At 71.5% G+C, this 13,866-nt stretch carries 17 protein-coding genes; 4 read left to right on the top strand and 13 right to left on the bottom strand.

Going from position 1 to position 13,866, the window contains the following annotated elements; all coding sequences use genetic code 11:
* Positions 1–52 precede the first annotated feature (52 nt).
* From ruvC to yajC, 4 genes are all read left to right on the top strand, one after another.
* Positions 53–628 carry a crossover junction endodeoxyribonuclease RuvC gene (ruvC, locus tag ACGF3J_RS19360; RefSeq protein WP_125490922.1) on the top strand — a complete coding sequence of 192 codons (576 nt, stop codon included), beginning with the start codon at positions 53–55 and terminating at the stop codon, positions 626–628.
* Positions 625–1,230, top strand: a complete 606-nt coding sequence (gene ruvA, locus ACGF3J_RS19355) for a Holliday junction branch migration protein RuvA (protein ID WP_161329078.1) — start codon at positions 625–627, stop codon at positions 1,228–1,230. Before ruvC ends, ruvA begins: the two co-directional genes overlap by 4 nt.
* Positions 1,231–1,261: 31 nt before the next feature.
* Positions 1,262–2,338, top strand: a complete 1,077-nt coding sequence (gene ruvB, locus ACGF3J_RS19350) for a Holliday junction branch migration DNA helicase RuvB (RefSeq protein ID WP_393854405.1) — start codon at positions 1,262–1,264, stop codon at positions 2,336–2,338.
* A gap of 196 nt (positions 2,339–2,534) precedes the next feature.
* The gene (gene yajC, locus ACGF3J_RS19345) at positions 2,535–3,029 is read left to right on the top strand and encodes a preprotein translocase subunit YajC (RefSeq protein WP_161329076.1); all 495 of its coding nucleotides are present in this window, start codon (positions 2,535–2,537) and stop codon (positions 3,027–3,029) included.
* 284 nt (positions 3,030–3,313) lie between these two features.
* Here yajC and ACGF3J_RS19340 read toward each other — a convergent pair whose 3' ends face one another.
* From ACGF3J_RS19340 to ACGF3J_RS19280, 13 genes are all read right to left on the bottom strand, one after another.
* Positions 3,314–3,499, bottom strand: coding sequence for an FxLD family lanthipeptide (locus ACGF3J_RS19340; RefSeq protein ID WP_393854404.1), 186 nt, complete (start codon positions 3,497–3,499; stop codon positions 3,314–3,316).
* A 128-nt stretch (positions 3,500–3,627) separates the two neighbouring features.
* The gene (locus tag ACGF3J_RS19335) at positions 3,628–4,095 is read right to left on the bottom strand and encodes a DUF6082 family protein (protein WP_393854403.1); all 468 of its coding nucleotides are present in this window, start codon (positions 4,093–4,095) and stop codon (positions 3,628–3,630) included.
* Positions 4,096–4,169: 74 nt separating this feature from the next.
* Positions 4,170–4,745: a DUF6624 domain-containing protein gene (locus ACGF3J_RS19330; protein WP_393854402.1), complete on the bottom strand. Its 576-nt coding sequence runs from the start codon at positions 4,743–4,745 to the stop codon at positions 4,170–4,172.
* Positions 4,742–5,215 (bottom strand): hypothetical protein, encoded by a 474-nt coding sequence (locus tag ACGF3J_RS19325; RefSeq protein WP_393854401.1) that lies wholly within the window; start codon positions 5,213–5,215, stop codon positions 4,742–4,744. The genes ACGF3J_RS19330 and ACGF3J_RS19325 overlap by 4 nt, the downstream gene beginning before the upstream one ends.
* Positions 5,216–5,388: 173 nt before the next feature.
* Positions 5,389–5,874 (bottom strand): LuxR C-terminal-related transcriptional regulator, encoded by a 486-nt coding sequence (locus ACGF3J_RS19320; protein WP_393854400.1) that lies wholly within the window; start codon positions 5,872–5,874, stop codon positions 5,389–5,391.
* Between the two features lie 124 nt (positions 5,875–5,998).
* On the bottom strand, positions 5,999–7,252 hold the full coding sequence (locus ACGF3J_RS19315) for an acyl-CoA dehydrogenase family protein (RefSeq protein ID WP_393854399.1): 1,254 nt from the start codon (positions 7,250–7,252) through the stop codon (positions 5,999–6,001).
* Positions 7,253–7,338: 86 nt separating this feature from the next.
* The gene (locus ACGF3J_RS19310) at positions 7,339–7,980 is read right to left on the bottom strand and encodes a GAF domain-containing protein (RefSeq protein WP_393854398.1); all 642 of its coding nucleotides are present in this window, start codon (positions 7,978–7,980) and stop codon (positions 7,339–7,341) included.
* The gene (locus ACGF3J_RS19305) at positions 7,980–8,570 is read right to left on the bottom strand and encodes an ATP/GTP-binding protein (protein ID WP_393854397.1); all 591 of its coding nucleotides are present in this window, start codon (positions 8,568–8,570) and stop codon (positions 7,980–7,982) included. The genes ACGF3J_RS19310 and ACGF3J_RS19305 overlap by 1 nt, the downstream gene beginning before the upstream one ends.
* Before the next feature lie 52 nt (positions 8,571–8,622).
* Complete coding sequence (locus tag ACGF3J_RS19300; protein WP_393854396.1) at positions 8,623–9,030, bottom strand: DUF742 domain-containing protein; 408 nt, start codon at positions 9,028–9,030, stop codon at positions 8,623–8,625.
* The gene (locus ACGF3J_RS19295; RefSeq protein ID WP_393854395.1) at positions 9,027–9,542 is read right to left on the bottom strand and encodes a roadblock/LC7 domain-containing protein; all 516 of its coding nucleotides are present in this window, start codon (positions 9,540–9,542) and stop codon (positions 9,027–9,029) included. The genes ACGF3J_RS19300 and ACGF3J_RS19295 overlap by 4 nt, the downstream gene beginning before the upstream one ends.
* A 61-nt stretch (positions 9,543–9,603) precedes the next feature.
* On the bottom strand, positions 9,604–11,121 hold the full coding sequence (locus ACGF3J_RS19290) for a sensor histidine kinase (RefSeq protein ID WP_393854394.1): 1,518 nt from the start codon (positions 11,119–11,121) through the stop codon (positions 9,604–9,606).
* A gap of 26 nt (positions 11,122–11,147) precedes the next feature.
* A complete protein-coding gene (locus ACGF3J_RS19285; protein ID WP_393854393.1) occupies positions 11,148–13,049 on the bottom strand; it encodes a glycoside hydrolase family 15 protein in 1,902 nt (633 codons plus the stop codon).
* A 234-nt stretch (positions 13,050–13,283) separates the two neighbouring features.
* Positions 13,284–13,769 (bottom strand): DUF6415 family natural product biosynthesis protein, encoded by a 486-nt coding sequence (locus ACGF3J_RS19280; RefSeq protein ID WP_393854392.1) that lies wholly within the window; start codon positions 13,767–13,769, stop codon positions 13,284–13,286.
* Positions 13,770–13,866: the final 97 nt, after the last annotated feature.

Below are 13,866 nucleotides of genomic sequence, written 5' to 3'. Positions count from 1 at the left end.
GGTGGCACCCGATAGCCTGCACAAACAGGTGATCGAGGAGAGGGGGGCGGGCATGCGCGTTCTGGGGGTGGACCCGGGGCTGACCCGCTGCGGGGTCGGTGTCGTGGAGGGCGTCGCGGGCCGGCCGCTCACCATGATCGGCGTCGGCGTCGTCCGCACCCGCGCGGACGACGACCTCGGCCACCGCCTGGTCGCCGTCGAGCAGGGCATCGAGCAGTGGCTGGACGAGCACCGGCCGGACCGCGTCGCCGTCGAGCGCGTCTTCAGCCAGCACAACGTGCGCACCGTGATGGGCACCGCCCAGGCCAGCGCCGTGGCGATCCTCTGCGCCTCCCGCCGCGGCATCCCCGTGGCCCTGCACACCCCCAGCGAGGTCAAGGCCGCCGTCACCGGCAGCGGCCGGGCGGACAAGGCACAGGTCGGGGCCATGGTCACCCGGCTGCTGCGGCTCTCCGCGCCCCCGAAGCCCGCCGACGCCGCCGACGCCCTCGCGCTCGCCATCTGCCACATCTGGCGCGCCCCCGCGCAGAACCGGCTCCAGCAGGCCGTCGCCCTGCACACCTCCCGGGGCCCGGCCGGCCCCCGGAGCCCGCACACCCCTCATCCGTCGAAAGGCACCACGGCATGATCGCCTTCGTCAGCGGCACCGTCGCCGCCCTCGCCCCCGACGCCGCGGTGGTGGAGGTCGGCGGCGTCGGCATGGCCGTCCAGTGCACGCCGAACACCCTCTCCACGCTCCGCCTCGGCAAGCCCGCCAGACTCGCCACCTCCCTCGTCGTCCGCGAGGACTCGCTCACGCTGTACGGCTTCGCCGACGACGACGAGCGCCAGGTCTTCGAGCTGCTCCAGACGGCCAGCGGCGTCGGCCCCCGCCTGGCCCAGGCGATGCTCGCCGTGCACAGCCCCGACGCCCTGCGCAGAGCCGTCTCCACCGGCGACGAGAAGGCGCTCACCGCCGTCCCCGGTATCGGCAAGAAGGGCGCGCAGAAGCTGCTCCTGGAGCTGAGGGACCGCCTCGGCGAGCCCGTCGGAGCCCCCGCCGTCGGGGCCCCCGTCAGCACCGGCTGGCGCGACCAGCTGCACGCCGCCCTGATCGGCCTCGGGTACGCGACCCGCGAGGCCGACGAGGCCGTGTCCGCCGTGGCCCCCCAGGCCGAGGCCGCCGGGGGCACGCCCCAGGTGGGGCAACTGCTGAAGGCGGCCCTGCAGACCCTGAACCGCGCCCGCTGAACCGCCACCACCGACCCCCGAGGCACACCACATGAACTGGGACGACACGACCGACCCGTCCGACGCCCCCGAAGGGCTCGTCGGCTCCGCCGAGGAGCGGCTGGTGGGCTCCGTCGCCGACGGCGAGGACCAGGCGGTGGAGGCCGCCCTGCGCCCCAAGGACCTGGGCGAGTTCATCGGCCAGGAGAAGGTCCGCGAACAGCTCGACCTCGTACTGCGGGCCGCACGCGCGCGCGGCGCCACCGCCGACCACGTGCTCCTCTCCGGCGCCCCCGGCCTCGGCAAGACCACCCTCTCGATGATCATCGCGGCCGAGATGGGCGCCCCCATCCGCATCACCTCGGGCCCCGCCATCCAGCACGCCGGGGACCTCGCCGCGATCCTCTCCTCGCTCCAGGAGGGCGAGGTCCTCTTCCTCGACGAGATCCACCGCATGTCGCGGCCCGCCGAGGAGATGCTCTACATGGCGATGGAGGACTTCCGCGTCGACGTGATCGTCGGCAAGGGGCCCGGCGCCACCGCCATCCCCCTGGAGCTGCCCCCCTTCACCCTGGTCGGCGCCACCACACGCGCGGGACTGCTGCCGCCGCCGCTGCGCGACCGCTTCGGCTTCACCGCCCACATGGAGTTCTACGGACCGGGCGAACTGGAGCGGGTGATCCACCGCTCGGCCGGCCTGCTCGACGTGGAGATCGACCCCGCGGGCGCCGCCGAGATCGCCGGCCGCTCCCGCGGCACCCCCCGCATCGCCAACCGCCTGCTGCGCCGCGTACGCGACTACGCGCAGGTCAAGGCCGACGGCCTGATCACCCGCGAGATCGCTTCGGCCGCCCTGGCGGTCTACGAGGTCGACGAGCGGGGCCTGGACCGGCTCGACCGCGGTGTCCTGGAGGCCCTGCTCAAGCTGTTCGGCGGCGGTCCGGTGGGCCTGTCCACGCTCGCCGTCGCCGTGGGGGAGGAGCGTGAGACAGTGGAAGAGGTCGCCGAACCCTTTCTCGTGAGGGAAGGCCTCCTCGCCCGCACCCCACGGGGGCGGGTCGCGACGCCGGCGGCCTGGGCGCATCTCGGGCTCACCCCGCCCGGTGCGCACACCACCGGAAACGGATAACAGGACTTGTTCGGGACGTGACGTCCCCGTCACGACGAGGACATTCGCCCGAGCAGGAACCCCAGTGCCATGCTGAGCGTTGTTCCATGCGCGCGGACTCGCTTAGACTCCGCCGATGCCGCCCTTGTCGGCGGCGTACACACCCCCAACCATCAGGCCGCTCACCATCGCGGTCGTGTGAAGGAAGTACCGACCCGTGAGTCTCGTGACCCTCCTCCCGTTCATCGTGCTCATCGGGGCCATGTTCCTGATGACCCGGTCGGCGAAGAAGAAGCAGCAGCAGGCCGCCAACATGCGGAACGAGATGCAGCCCGGATCCGGTGTCCGGACCATCGGGGGCATGTACGCCACCGTCAAGGAGGTCAACGACGACACGGTCCTCCTCGACGCCGGTCCGGGTGTCGACCTGCTCTTCGCCAAGAACAGCATCGGTGCCGTCCTGACCGACGACGAGTACAACCGCATCGTCCACGGCATCGAGCACGACCTGAAGTCGGACGCCGACGTCGTCCCGGACGACGCCTCCTCCCTCACCGAGTCCGACGCCGCCACCGACGACCAGCCCGTCGACCTCGGCAAGAAGGACGCGGACGACGAGCCGGCCGGCGAGCCGGCGGCCGACGCCGCGCCCGCCGAGGCGAAGGCCGACGAGCAGGCGAAGAAGTCCGACGGCGGCTCCGACGCGAAGTAAGCCGTGCCCCGGGGTGGGGGGGGGGGGGGGGGGGGGGGGGGGGGCGCGGGCGCCGCCCGGGGGGGGGGGGGGGGGGCGGGGGCGGGGGGGGGGGCGCGGGGGGGGGGGGGCCGGGGGGGGGGCGGGGGGGGGGGGGGGGGGGGGGGGGGGGGGGGGGGGGGGGGGGGGGGGGCCCCCCCGCCCCCGGGGCGCGGGGGGGGGGGGGGGGGGGGGGGGGGGGGGGGGGGCGTGGCGGGCCGGACGGGGAGAGCCCCGTCCGGCCCGCGTTGCCGGGGTGATCCGGCTTACGAGGTGGTGCAGGCGCTGGGGCAGGAGCTGCCGCAGGTGTCGCCCGTGCTGCACATCAGGACCGTCTCGGTCGCCGGCGTGCCCTCGATGAAGGTGATGTCGAGCTTGAACGGGTCGTCGTCGGCCTTCACGAGGTCCGTTTTCGCGGGGACGGTCGGCCTTTCGGCCTGGATGGCGGGCATGCATGCCTCCTAGGAGTGAGTGGTGCGGGATGGCCGAGGTCCGGTCGGACCTCGGGGTCTGCTACCAGACGGCGACCAGCGGCGAAGCCGCCTGAGCGGTCGCTCGCCTGGGAGTCGGTGTGGTGCCGTCAGGTCGCAGCGGCCTGTGCCCGCGGGTGCTGCTTGGCGGCCTGGTCCAGCACCCGGGTGAAGTGCTCGCCCTGCTCATCGCCCTCGGCCTCCTCGGCGCGGAGGCCGCCGAACCGCTGCCAATAGCGTCGGCAGACGTCGTTCTCCATCAGCTTCGCGGCGTGCCACGGAAGGTGTCCGGTGCGGACGAAGCCGAGGCGGTCGTGGACGCTGAGAATGCAGATGAGCCGGTTGGCGGCGAGCAGCTGCATGTATTCCTCGACGGCCATGTCCTCGGGAGCCCAGAGCTTGGCGAGGTCGGGGTTGGTGGACATCTGGGCCAGCCAGTCGAGCTGGTTGCGGGTGAGGAACGCCTCGTTGCGCTCGGCCTGGTGCCGGGCGTTCTGCCTGAGCCGGGTGGCTCCGACCACGGCGGTGGTGAGGGAGACGGCAGCACCGGCAGCGAGGACGGCGGTGGTGAGCTTCATCGGTCAACGGACCTTTCGCAGATCGGGGATGCGGCCAGTGGGCCGACTGAGGGAAAACGTGGAGTTCCGCCTGTTCACGCGGCCCCCGCGAGGACGACGGTCGGGGCTTCGTCGGCGGAGCTGTCCGGCGTGTAGCGGCGGCGCACCGCCTTGAGCGCGACGGCTAGCGGCGGCAGACCCACAGTGGCCCTGCGTGCGTCGACGGACGCCGGCGCGCGCAGCGGGCACAGCTCGATCCCATTGGCGGTCAGCAGGAGCTGGGTGCCGTACTCCTGGGCGCACCCGCCGGTAATGAGGGCGCGGTCGTGAAGGTGCGCCCAGTGCTCGACGAGCGCGTCGCCGGCCTGGACCGCACGCCCGAGCAGGATGGTGGCGGCGCGCTGGAGGGTGAGATCGTGGTCGCTGTGCAGGGCGATGCTCCAGGCGGCGCGGGCAGCAGCAGGGCCGACGAGGCGGTGGCCGGGCCACTCGTATTCGCCCAGGACGCGGCGCAGGAACTTGGTGTTGGCGTGGTCGGTGTGCCGGCCCTGCCCGAGTTGGACTGCGTCGAGCTCGTCGCGCACGCGCTTGGCTCGGCGCACGGCCGATTCCGTTGCGCGGGCGATCAGCTCGCGGGCAAGGTCGGGTCGCTGCGGTTCGTCGGTTGTCACGCGCTGCTCCGATCGTCCGCGGCCAGATCAGGTGCATGGGTCTGGCAGCTGATCAATGTGCTGAGCCTGGGGCGGTGCTCGGCGGCCAGTTCGAGGCGGGCGACGCGGTCCCCCTCCCGTCCCGGGCCGGAATCCCGCACGTCCCAGCCCATGTCCGTGAGCCGGCGCAGCAGGGCGGCGATGGGTTCGGCTTGGAGGGCGTGACGGGCCAGGATTTCGGCCCGTACGAGCGGGAGGCCCTGCCGGGCGGCGAGGTCGGAGGCCCACAGGGTGATCAGCCGGGTGATGTCGTCGGGCTGGTCGGGCAGGGTGTGGACGCGTCCCAGGCGGAGGCAGGGGCCTTGGCCCCAGCTGAGTCCGGGGTCGCGCGCGGGGACCATGCAGGCGAGCAGCTTTCCGTCCTCGAAAAGACCGGCCGACCTCGTCTGCCGGTCGCGGAACAGGGCCGGAACGTCGGCTTGAGCGGGCACGGGAAGACCGCGAAGGGTGAGCCAGCGCTGCCGGTCCTGCACGAGAGCAGCGGCTTCCGCGCGCTCAGCGTCCGTACGTAACGTGCGCACCGCGTATACGGCACCCGGGTACTGTGCCGCGACCGAGGTAGCAGCCGGTCGCTCCTCGTTGGCCAGGGGAGTGGGAGGCTTGTTCACTGGCTCGCTCCGCTCCGCGCCGCCGGGTCGGCCGGCAGCAGATTCCAGCCGTGGGCCAAAATCACCAGGCGGATGGCGTCCCGCGCGCCTGTGTCGGCGAGGAGTTGGTCGAGTGCGGCGCGCTGGTCGGCGGGGGCGAGCTTGGCGGCGACGGCGATATCGCGGGGGTCGCTGTGCTCGGCGACGGCCCGGAGCAGCAGCAGTTGATCCCGGCTGAGCGTCGGTGCCGGCCGGTCCGCCGTGGGCGAGGCCACCTGCCGGGTGGCGAACAGGCGGTGCACGATCACCGGGGGCTTGCAGCGGGGCGGGCAGTGCAGACTCTCGCGGATGTCGCGGAGGTACTGGCGGACGGTCACGGGTGACAAGACGGTCTGCGTGGCGATCTCTTGGGCCGTGAGGCCGTTCGCGAGGCGCTGGGCGACGCGCTGCAGGGTCGGCGTCAGGGGTGTGATCGGTGCGCTGGTCGTCACGGGCGGGGTCACGGCGTCTCTCTCGGCTGGCTGGATGGTCACTGGGAGGGTGCCGCCGGTCCCCGCGGGGGACGGGGGCCGGCGGCACGGGCCCGTGCGCGGCGGTAGGGAGTCACGGGGCGCCGCGCACGGGGGCTTATGCGGCCGTCGGGTCGGGGCGTGCCCAGGCGGCTTCGGCGGCGAGGCGTTCGGACCACTGGATGTGGTCCTCGTCGAAGGCGGCGTCGGCCAGGTTTATGCGCTGGACTTCGCCTGTTCCGGCCGGTGGGTAGGTGTGCTGGATGTCGCGCCACAGGCGCTGGAGGATGTAATCGCCATCGAGGGCGTGGGCGCCGTGCAGTTCCATGGCGTCCTGGGTGGACTGCATGGCCCACTGGTGGCCGAGGTATTTCGAGTTGATCAGTTCGGCGTCGCAGGGCAGGCCCTGGTCGAGGAGGTGCACGGACTGGTAGGCGAGTATCCGGGCGGCGCGCAGGCGGGCCTCCATGTCGCCGACGCGGTCCCGCAGGACGGGCAGGTCGGACAGGGTGCCCTGGTAGCGGGGGCGGGTCTTAAGCCGGCTGGTGGTGGTGTCCACGACTGCTTCGTGGATGCCGAGGCTGACGGCGGCCAGGTTGGGGCGGCCGTAGAGGATGCTGCTGCTCTGGGCCACGGCCAGTCCCTGGCCGACCTCGCCGACCACGTTGTCGTCGGGGACGCGGACGTGATCGAAGTCGAGGCGGCCGGCGGAGAAGCCGTGCAGACCGAGCCCGGCACGATGGTCGGAGACCGAAAGCCCGGGGCGGTCGGCTTCAACCATGAACGCGGTCAGCGCCTGCGAGGTGCGCACTCCGGGCCTGGCGGTGCGGGCGACAATGAGGTGGGCCCCCGCGATGTGGCTGTTGCCGATATGGATCTTGCTGCCGGTGATCACCCACTGGTTGCCGTCGCGCTCGGCGGAGGTCTCTATGCCGCCGATGTATCCGCCGGCGAGCGGTTCGGTCACCGCGATCGACAACAGCACGGACCCGTCCGCGACCCGGGGAAGCCAGCGGCCCTTCTGCTCGTAGGTGGCGAAGTGCAGCAGAGCGCCCACGGGGATCAATGTGGCCTGCAGGATGGCCGCGGCAGCCGCCGAGACCCGCGCGATGCGGTGGACCAAGACGGTCCTGGCCACGTGTCCGGCGCCCAGCCCGCCGAAGACCGCCGGGACGGTGACGGCGAACCACCGGCGGGCGGCCATCAGGTCGGCGACCTTGCGCTCCACCCTGCCCGGAGCGGCCTCCATCCGCGCGGCGCGCGGCGCGACGTGCTCGGCCGCGAAGGCGTCCGCCTCCTGCCACAGCAGGTCGTGGCGGGCGGTGAGGTAGGGATGCAGTGCTGGTGGAGGCGTGGTGGGTGTGGCGGACATGGTCTCCCTCTCCCTGGATGAAGGTCGCAACGCGTGGAGCGGCCGGGGAACGCCTACGGCTCCCGGGTGGGAAGTTGTGGAACGGCCTAGCGGACGGGGGCGCGGGCGATGTGGTCCATCACCTGTGCACTGGCGTTGATGACGATGTCCCGCAGACGGCGGGCCTCGGCCAGGGGCCGCTTCTCCGGGTCGATCACACACACCGTGCCCAGCACCGTGCCGCTGTCGTGGATCAACGGAGCGCCGAAGTAGGAGCGGATCCCGACGGCGTCGACCACCGCGTTGCCGCTGAAGCGCGGGGACGCGTGCACGTCGTGCAGCGGGAGGGCCTTCCTGCGGGCCATGACCTCCGGGCACCAGCCGTGGTCCCGGCTCATGGTGCGGCCGACGATCACGAACCCGCTGTCCGCCGGCGGCTGGTGCAGCCCGACGAAAGTCTGCTCCTCCAGGAACAGGTTGACGAACCCGTACAAGAACCCGGCCTGTGTGGCCATGTCGCGGGCCAGCTCGTCGAAGTCCTCGTTGGCCACCGGGGGCACGCCCAGGCGGTTGAGCAGCTCGTAACGCTGCGCCAGCTCCAGCGACTGCTGAGGTCGCTGGCTGGTGAGGGCGGTGGCGGGCGGGGTGAACGGGCCACGGTTGGTGTCCCGCATGTCGCGCCGAGGCAAGGACCGGGCGGGCGGGGCAGTCTGCGGCGTGCGGTAGGGGTCGCTGGGGTGCTGTGACATCAGGCGTCCTGGAGGGTGGTAGAAGGGGCGTGACCAGCGCGATTGGTGGTGGCGGCGCAATTCACGGCGTGGTCGACGAGGGCCAGCAGAACGCCGGCGACGTGATTCGTGTCGCGGGCGTCGCAGGTGACCACCGGCACGGCAGCGGGGAGTTCGAGAGCGGCGCGGACCTGCTCGGGGTGGTAGCGGTGCGCCCCGTCGAACTGATTGACCGCGACGACGAAGGGCAGGCCGATGTCCTCGAAGAAGCTGACGGGCGTAAAGCTGCTCTCCAAGCGGCGGGTGTCGACCAGGACGACCGCGCCAACGGCGCCGCGGGAGAGGTCGTACCAGAGGTCGACGAACCGGTCCTGACCCGGTGTGCCGAACAGGAACAGCTCCAAAGGCATCGGCGCGTCGGGCAGGCTCAGTCGGCCGAAGTCGAAGGCGACCGTCGTGGTCTCCTTCGCCTCGACGCCCGCCAGGCTGTCGACGTCCGCGCTCGCCTCGGTCAGGTACTCCTCCGTACTCAGCGGCGTGATCTCGCTGACGGCGCCCACGGCGGTGGTCTTGCCCGCGCCGAAACCGCCGGCGATCACGATCTTCAGCACGGTCGGCGCACCGGCCCGCGGGGGCGGCGAACTATGCAGCACCGCGGCCGGATCATCCGGCCCGGGAGTAGGCAACGGCATCAGGCCACTTCCTCTTCAAGCCAGCTGTTACGGCTGCCAGCAGTTGGACAGACGGGCCGGAGCCCGCGCAGGTATCGGCATAGGGATGGGTCAGGGGGACGACGAGGGCGTCGGCGTCCAGGAGGTCGGAAACGAGGATCTTGACGGCGGTCACGGGCCGGCCGAGGCGGCCCGCCAGCTCGACCACCGACCGCCGGCGCTCCCGGCACAGGGCGAGAATCTCCTCGCACTCCTCGGCTTGCGCCGGGCCTGGCCTTCCTTGCCCGGCCTCCAGGACGGTTTCCAGAGCGAGCAGGTGCCGCGGCTTGGTACGCCCGCGCGTCACGGCGTAGGTCCGCACGAACGCCGACTCCTCGGCCGCGCGGCCGTACGTGCTCACCGGACATCTCCGCCCGTGCCGACCCGGACGGGGATCACCATGTACGGGGCGAACTTCTGGACCAGGCGCCCCATCTCGAAGCCGACGGTGCCCACGTCGGCGTCCCTGGTGGCGATGACGGCGAGGATCGTGTCCACCTCACCGCGTTCGTTACCGGGGTGGTTTTCGAAGGCCGCGCTGCGCCCGGCCCTCTGGACGAAAAAAAGCGCGTCGTCCCGCTCGATGATGACCTGCCGGACCGGCCTCTTCCTGGAGGTGGGGCCGGTGGTGTTCGCCGCGAGGGAGGCGATCCCGCTGAAGGCAGCCGACAGTTCGTCCGCCCAGTCCTTGTCGACGTCGCTGTCCAGCAGTCGCAGTCCGTCCCGCGAGATCAGGACGGCGTGCAGAACGCCCGGCGTCTCGACGGCGAACTGCCGCAGCAGCCAGGCCATGCTGTCCCGCTGTTCGCTTGTCGTCGTCGCGGATGCGGGCGTGCCGTCGGTCACGTTGCTCATCGCGGGCTGGGTGCTCATAGGGATCGCTCCAGAAGGGGGAAGGGCCAGTGGATGTGCCGGGTCACCGGGAACGGACGGGTCAGGGAGTGGGGTGTTCTGACGAGGCGGGAGGGGGGCCAGCGGTGCCGCCGGCCTGGAGGCCGTTGCGGAAGGCGGCTGCCAGCCCGGGCGTCGCCGCGGCCACGGGGGCTTGCTCCCGCTCGTGCGGTGGACGGAAAGACTTCGTCCGGCTTGTCCGGGTCGGCAGACGGGGCGCGTCAGCCGAATGGCCCGCTTCTGCGGTCGGTGCCTCAGCGGCGCCGGGATGTGCGACCTGCGCTGCCCTCGGGGCGGCGGGAGTCGCGGTGACCTGCTGCGGCTGCCGCCCGGAGACGCGAGCGTTCCCGGGCGGCGGTGCGCCCGCATCCTCGACCGATGGAATTGCTACCAGGAGCCGTGCCGGTACGACGACCAGGGCGGTGGTGCCTCCCGTCGCGTTCTCCTGCAGGAGGACAGTCAGCCCGTGTGACTGGGCGATCTTCGCGGCGACCAGCAGGCCGAGCTGTCCGGCCCGGACTTGGCCGCTGACGTCGACCTCGTCCGGGGCTTTGAGCAGGTGGTTCATCTGTGCCCGCGTCTGCGGGTGCATGGGGATGGCGCGGTCCTCGATCTCGATGGCCAGCCCGTGTGGCACCCGCTGCGCGCGCACCATGACCCGCGTCTCTGGATCCGAGCACTCGCAGGCGTTCTCGATCAGCTCGGCTAGCAGGTGCGTCAGGTCCGGCCCCACATGGCCGGGCAACCCCAGCTCGGCGCCCACGGATCCGGCCGCGACGGCCACCCGCGGATACTGCACGACTTCGGAGATGGCGCCGCGCAGGGCCGTCGTGACGGGAACGGGTCGGCGCACGCTGCGCAGGGACTGTCCGCCCAGGACCGCCGTGCTCTCGACCTGGCGGCGCATCCGCGTCACGAGGTGATCGATCTCGAAGATCTTGGCCAGCAGCTCCGGGTCGTCGGTCAGCATCTCCAGTTGGCTCAGTGCCTGGAGTGCCTTGCTGACCAGGGCGTGCTCGCGCATGGCCAGGCGGCGCAGCACTTCCAGGAGGACCACGGACTGGGACTCGTCGTGCACGCGGATCAGAGACATGATGGCCTGCGCCTGGAGGGCACTCAGCGCGTTGTCGATCCCGGCGTTCGGAGTGGGCGACTGCGCGGTGTGCGGGTCCGGCAACGGTGGACGTTTTCCGCGGCACAGCTCGTCCGCCGACCACTGCACCGACTTCTCAACGGCTGCCGCTGCCCCTGTGACCGCTGTCAGCGCTGCTGCCTGGGACTCCTCGACGGCCGACTGCACGGCGCTGGCGACGGTGCGTGTTCCGTGTGCCGCCACCGCGACGACCGCCGCCAGGCCGCAGACCAGGCCGGCCAGGACCCAGCCGGGGCCTACGACGGACCCCGACCGGAGAGCGAAGGCGGCGAGCAGCAGCGCGGCAAGAAGTGCCAGGGGCAGTGCCACGGCGCGACGGGCGAGGTACAGCGTGGTCGCGTCGGCCGGGGGCCGCCGTCTGCGGTGGCCGGTAGCGGCCAGCCGTGCCGGGAAGGCGCTGTCGGGCATGGGAATCCTCGTCAGGGGTGGGGTGGCTATGCGTGCTGCGGCGTCAGGTCTGCGGTGGACTGGCGCGTGCTGCGGGAGGTTGAGCGAGGTGCGGGAACCGCGATCGCGTCGTGGCGGGGTGAGGACTGCGTCGCCATCTGCTGAAGGAGCAGGGCGCTTTGGATCAAACCCATGTGGCTGAACGCCTGCGGGAAGTTGCCGAGCTGGCGCTGCTGGACGGGGTCGTACTCCTCCGCCAGGAGCCCGAGGTCGTTGCGCAGAGCCAGGAGGCGTTCGAACAAGGCGCGGGCCTCGTCGGGGCGGCCGGTCAGGGCGAGGCCGTCGACGAGCCAGAAGTTGCACAGGAAGAAGGCGCCCTCGTCCCCGGTCAAGCCGTCCACCCCGACGTCCTCACCGCAGGTCGGGTACCGGTACACGAGCCCGTCGTCCGTGGAAAGTTCACGACGGACCGCATCCACGGTGCCGATGACGCGCGGGTCATCGGGCGGCAGGAAGCCGATGCGGGGGATGAGCAGCGTGGCAGCGTCCAGCTCCTGCGAGCCGTAGGACTGCGTGAAGGTGTTGCGCACCGGGTCAAAGCCCTTGTCACAGACCTCCCGGTGGATCGCCGCCCGCAGCTCGACCAGAGGGGCCACGTCCATGTTGAGGGCGCCGGCTTCGACCAGGCGGATGGTGCGGTCGACCGCCACCCAGGCCATCACCTTGGAATGGACGAAGTGCCGGCGGGCCCCGCGGATCTCCCAGATGCCCTCGTCGGGCTCCCGCCAGCGCTGGACCAGGTGCTCGATGAGCCGCTGGTGCAGGACCGCGGTGTCGGCGCAGTGGGCGACTCCGCTCTGGTGCGCGAGGTACAGGGTGTCGATCACCTCGCCGTACACGTCAAGCTGCAGCTGGTCCGCAGCCCCGTTCCCGACCCGTACCGGAGCCGATCCCTCGTACCCGGGAAGCCAGGGAAGCTCCCGCTCCCGCAGGTCACGCTCCCCGGTGATCCCGTACATGATCTGCAGGTTCTCCGGGTCCCCGGCCACAGCGCGCAGCAGCCATCGACGCCAGTCCTGCGCCTCCTGCCGGTATCCGGTCCCCAGCAGCGCGGCAAGCGTCGTGGCGGCGTCGCGCAGCCAGGTGAAGCGGTAGTCCCAGTTCCGGTCGCCGCCGATCTCCTCGGGAAGCGACGTGGTCGGCGCCGCGACGATCCCGCCGCTCGGCCCGTAGGTCATGGCCTTCAGCGTGATCGAAGACCCGACCACGGCCTCGCGATAGGGCCCGTCGTAGGTGCACTCCTGCGTCCAGTCCTGCCAGAAGGCGAGCGTCTCGGCGAGCGCGGCCTCAGGGGCAGCAACGTCAGGGGCGGCTGCATGCGACGGGCACCAGCTGAGCACGAACGCCACACTCTGTCCGGCGGCGATGGTGAAGGCGCTGACGACGACGCCGTCCTTCTCCACCTGCGGAACGCAGGTGTCGAGCCACAGAGCATCCGCGCCGGCCTCCGCGACCATGCGCCCACCGACCTCGTGGATCCACGGGCCGACACTGCCGTACCCCGGCCGAGGACGCATGGCCGAGACCATCTCCACCTCGCCGCTCAGGCCCTCCACGATCCGGATCACCTGCGGGGCACCGTCGCGCGGCGGCATGAAATCCAAGACCCGGACCGAACCAGTCGGGGTACGCCACAGCGATTCGAGAACGAGCGAGTCGCCGCGGTACCGGCGCTCAGCCACTCTTCCGGAGCCGGACCGGCCTGCGGACGAGGCCGGGGCGATCTGCCAGGTGCCGTGCTTCTGTGTGCCGAGCAGACCGGCAAACACGGCCGGTGAATCGAAGCGGGGCAGGCACAGCCAGTCGATCGTGCCGTCGTCGCAGACGTGGGCGCTGGTCTGCGTGTCGCCGATCAGGCCGTACTGCTCGATACGCGGAAGGCGTTTCATCGTGTGTGGATCTCCGTTAAGCCCCGCTGGTCTGGGGGGGGGTATCGGGGCCGCCGAAGCGGCCGGGGACAGGCCGGGAGTCAAGGAGTCAGCGGTCACTGCGGGGACGCAGGCTCGCTCGGAGGTGTGTAGAGGCCCTGTCTGCGGGATCGAGGCCAGTCGCACGAGTGCCTCGGCACACCAGCCACGCCATCGCGACGAAGATCAGTCCGATGAGGAGCGCTCCGGTGAGGGTCATGTCCGGGGCACCGAAGCGGCCCACACCAGGCAGGTGAGGGCGACGGCGAAGACCGCACCGCGCAGCACGTTGATCTGCGGCTTCCATCGAGCCAACCTCCGTGCCGGTCGCCTCCCTCCGACGTCGTCCAGCCGGATCTTCGCGATGAGTTCCTGCGTTGCCTCGGCGAGTCTGACGAGGTGCACCCGGCTGGGCAGATAGCCCTCCGGGAGCCCGACCGAGCAGAGTTGCTGCGCACGGAGCAAAACCGGCTCTTGCGAAAGCATCAGGGTTCCGAGCTGGTTGACGTGCCCTCGCAGCCGCAGGACGAGGTCCTCCACATCGGCGGCGGTCTCGGGCACCGGGGAGTCCTCGCCCAGCACGAGCGTCACCGTCTCCGTCGCGGACACCGCTTGGTCACGCCCGGCACCCGGATCACCGAGGCTCCGGTCCTGACCACTGCGCTGGCAGAACGCCCGGCGAGGGGCCAGCGAGAGACGCATGACACAACTCCTAAGTGGATCAAGCCAAGTTGAGTGAGAAACGCCGTGCACCACAGTCGGTCGGCGTGCAAGGTGAGTGATCCGGCCGCTACGTTGA

The sequence above is a fragment of the Streptomyces sp. NPDC048171 genome (genome assembly GCF_043202655.1).
Classification (GTDB): Bacteria; Actinomycetota; Actinomycetes; order Streptomycetales; family Streptomycetaceae; genus Streptomyces.
This window is presented reverse-complemented; position numbering and strand designations above follow the sequence as displayed.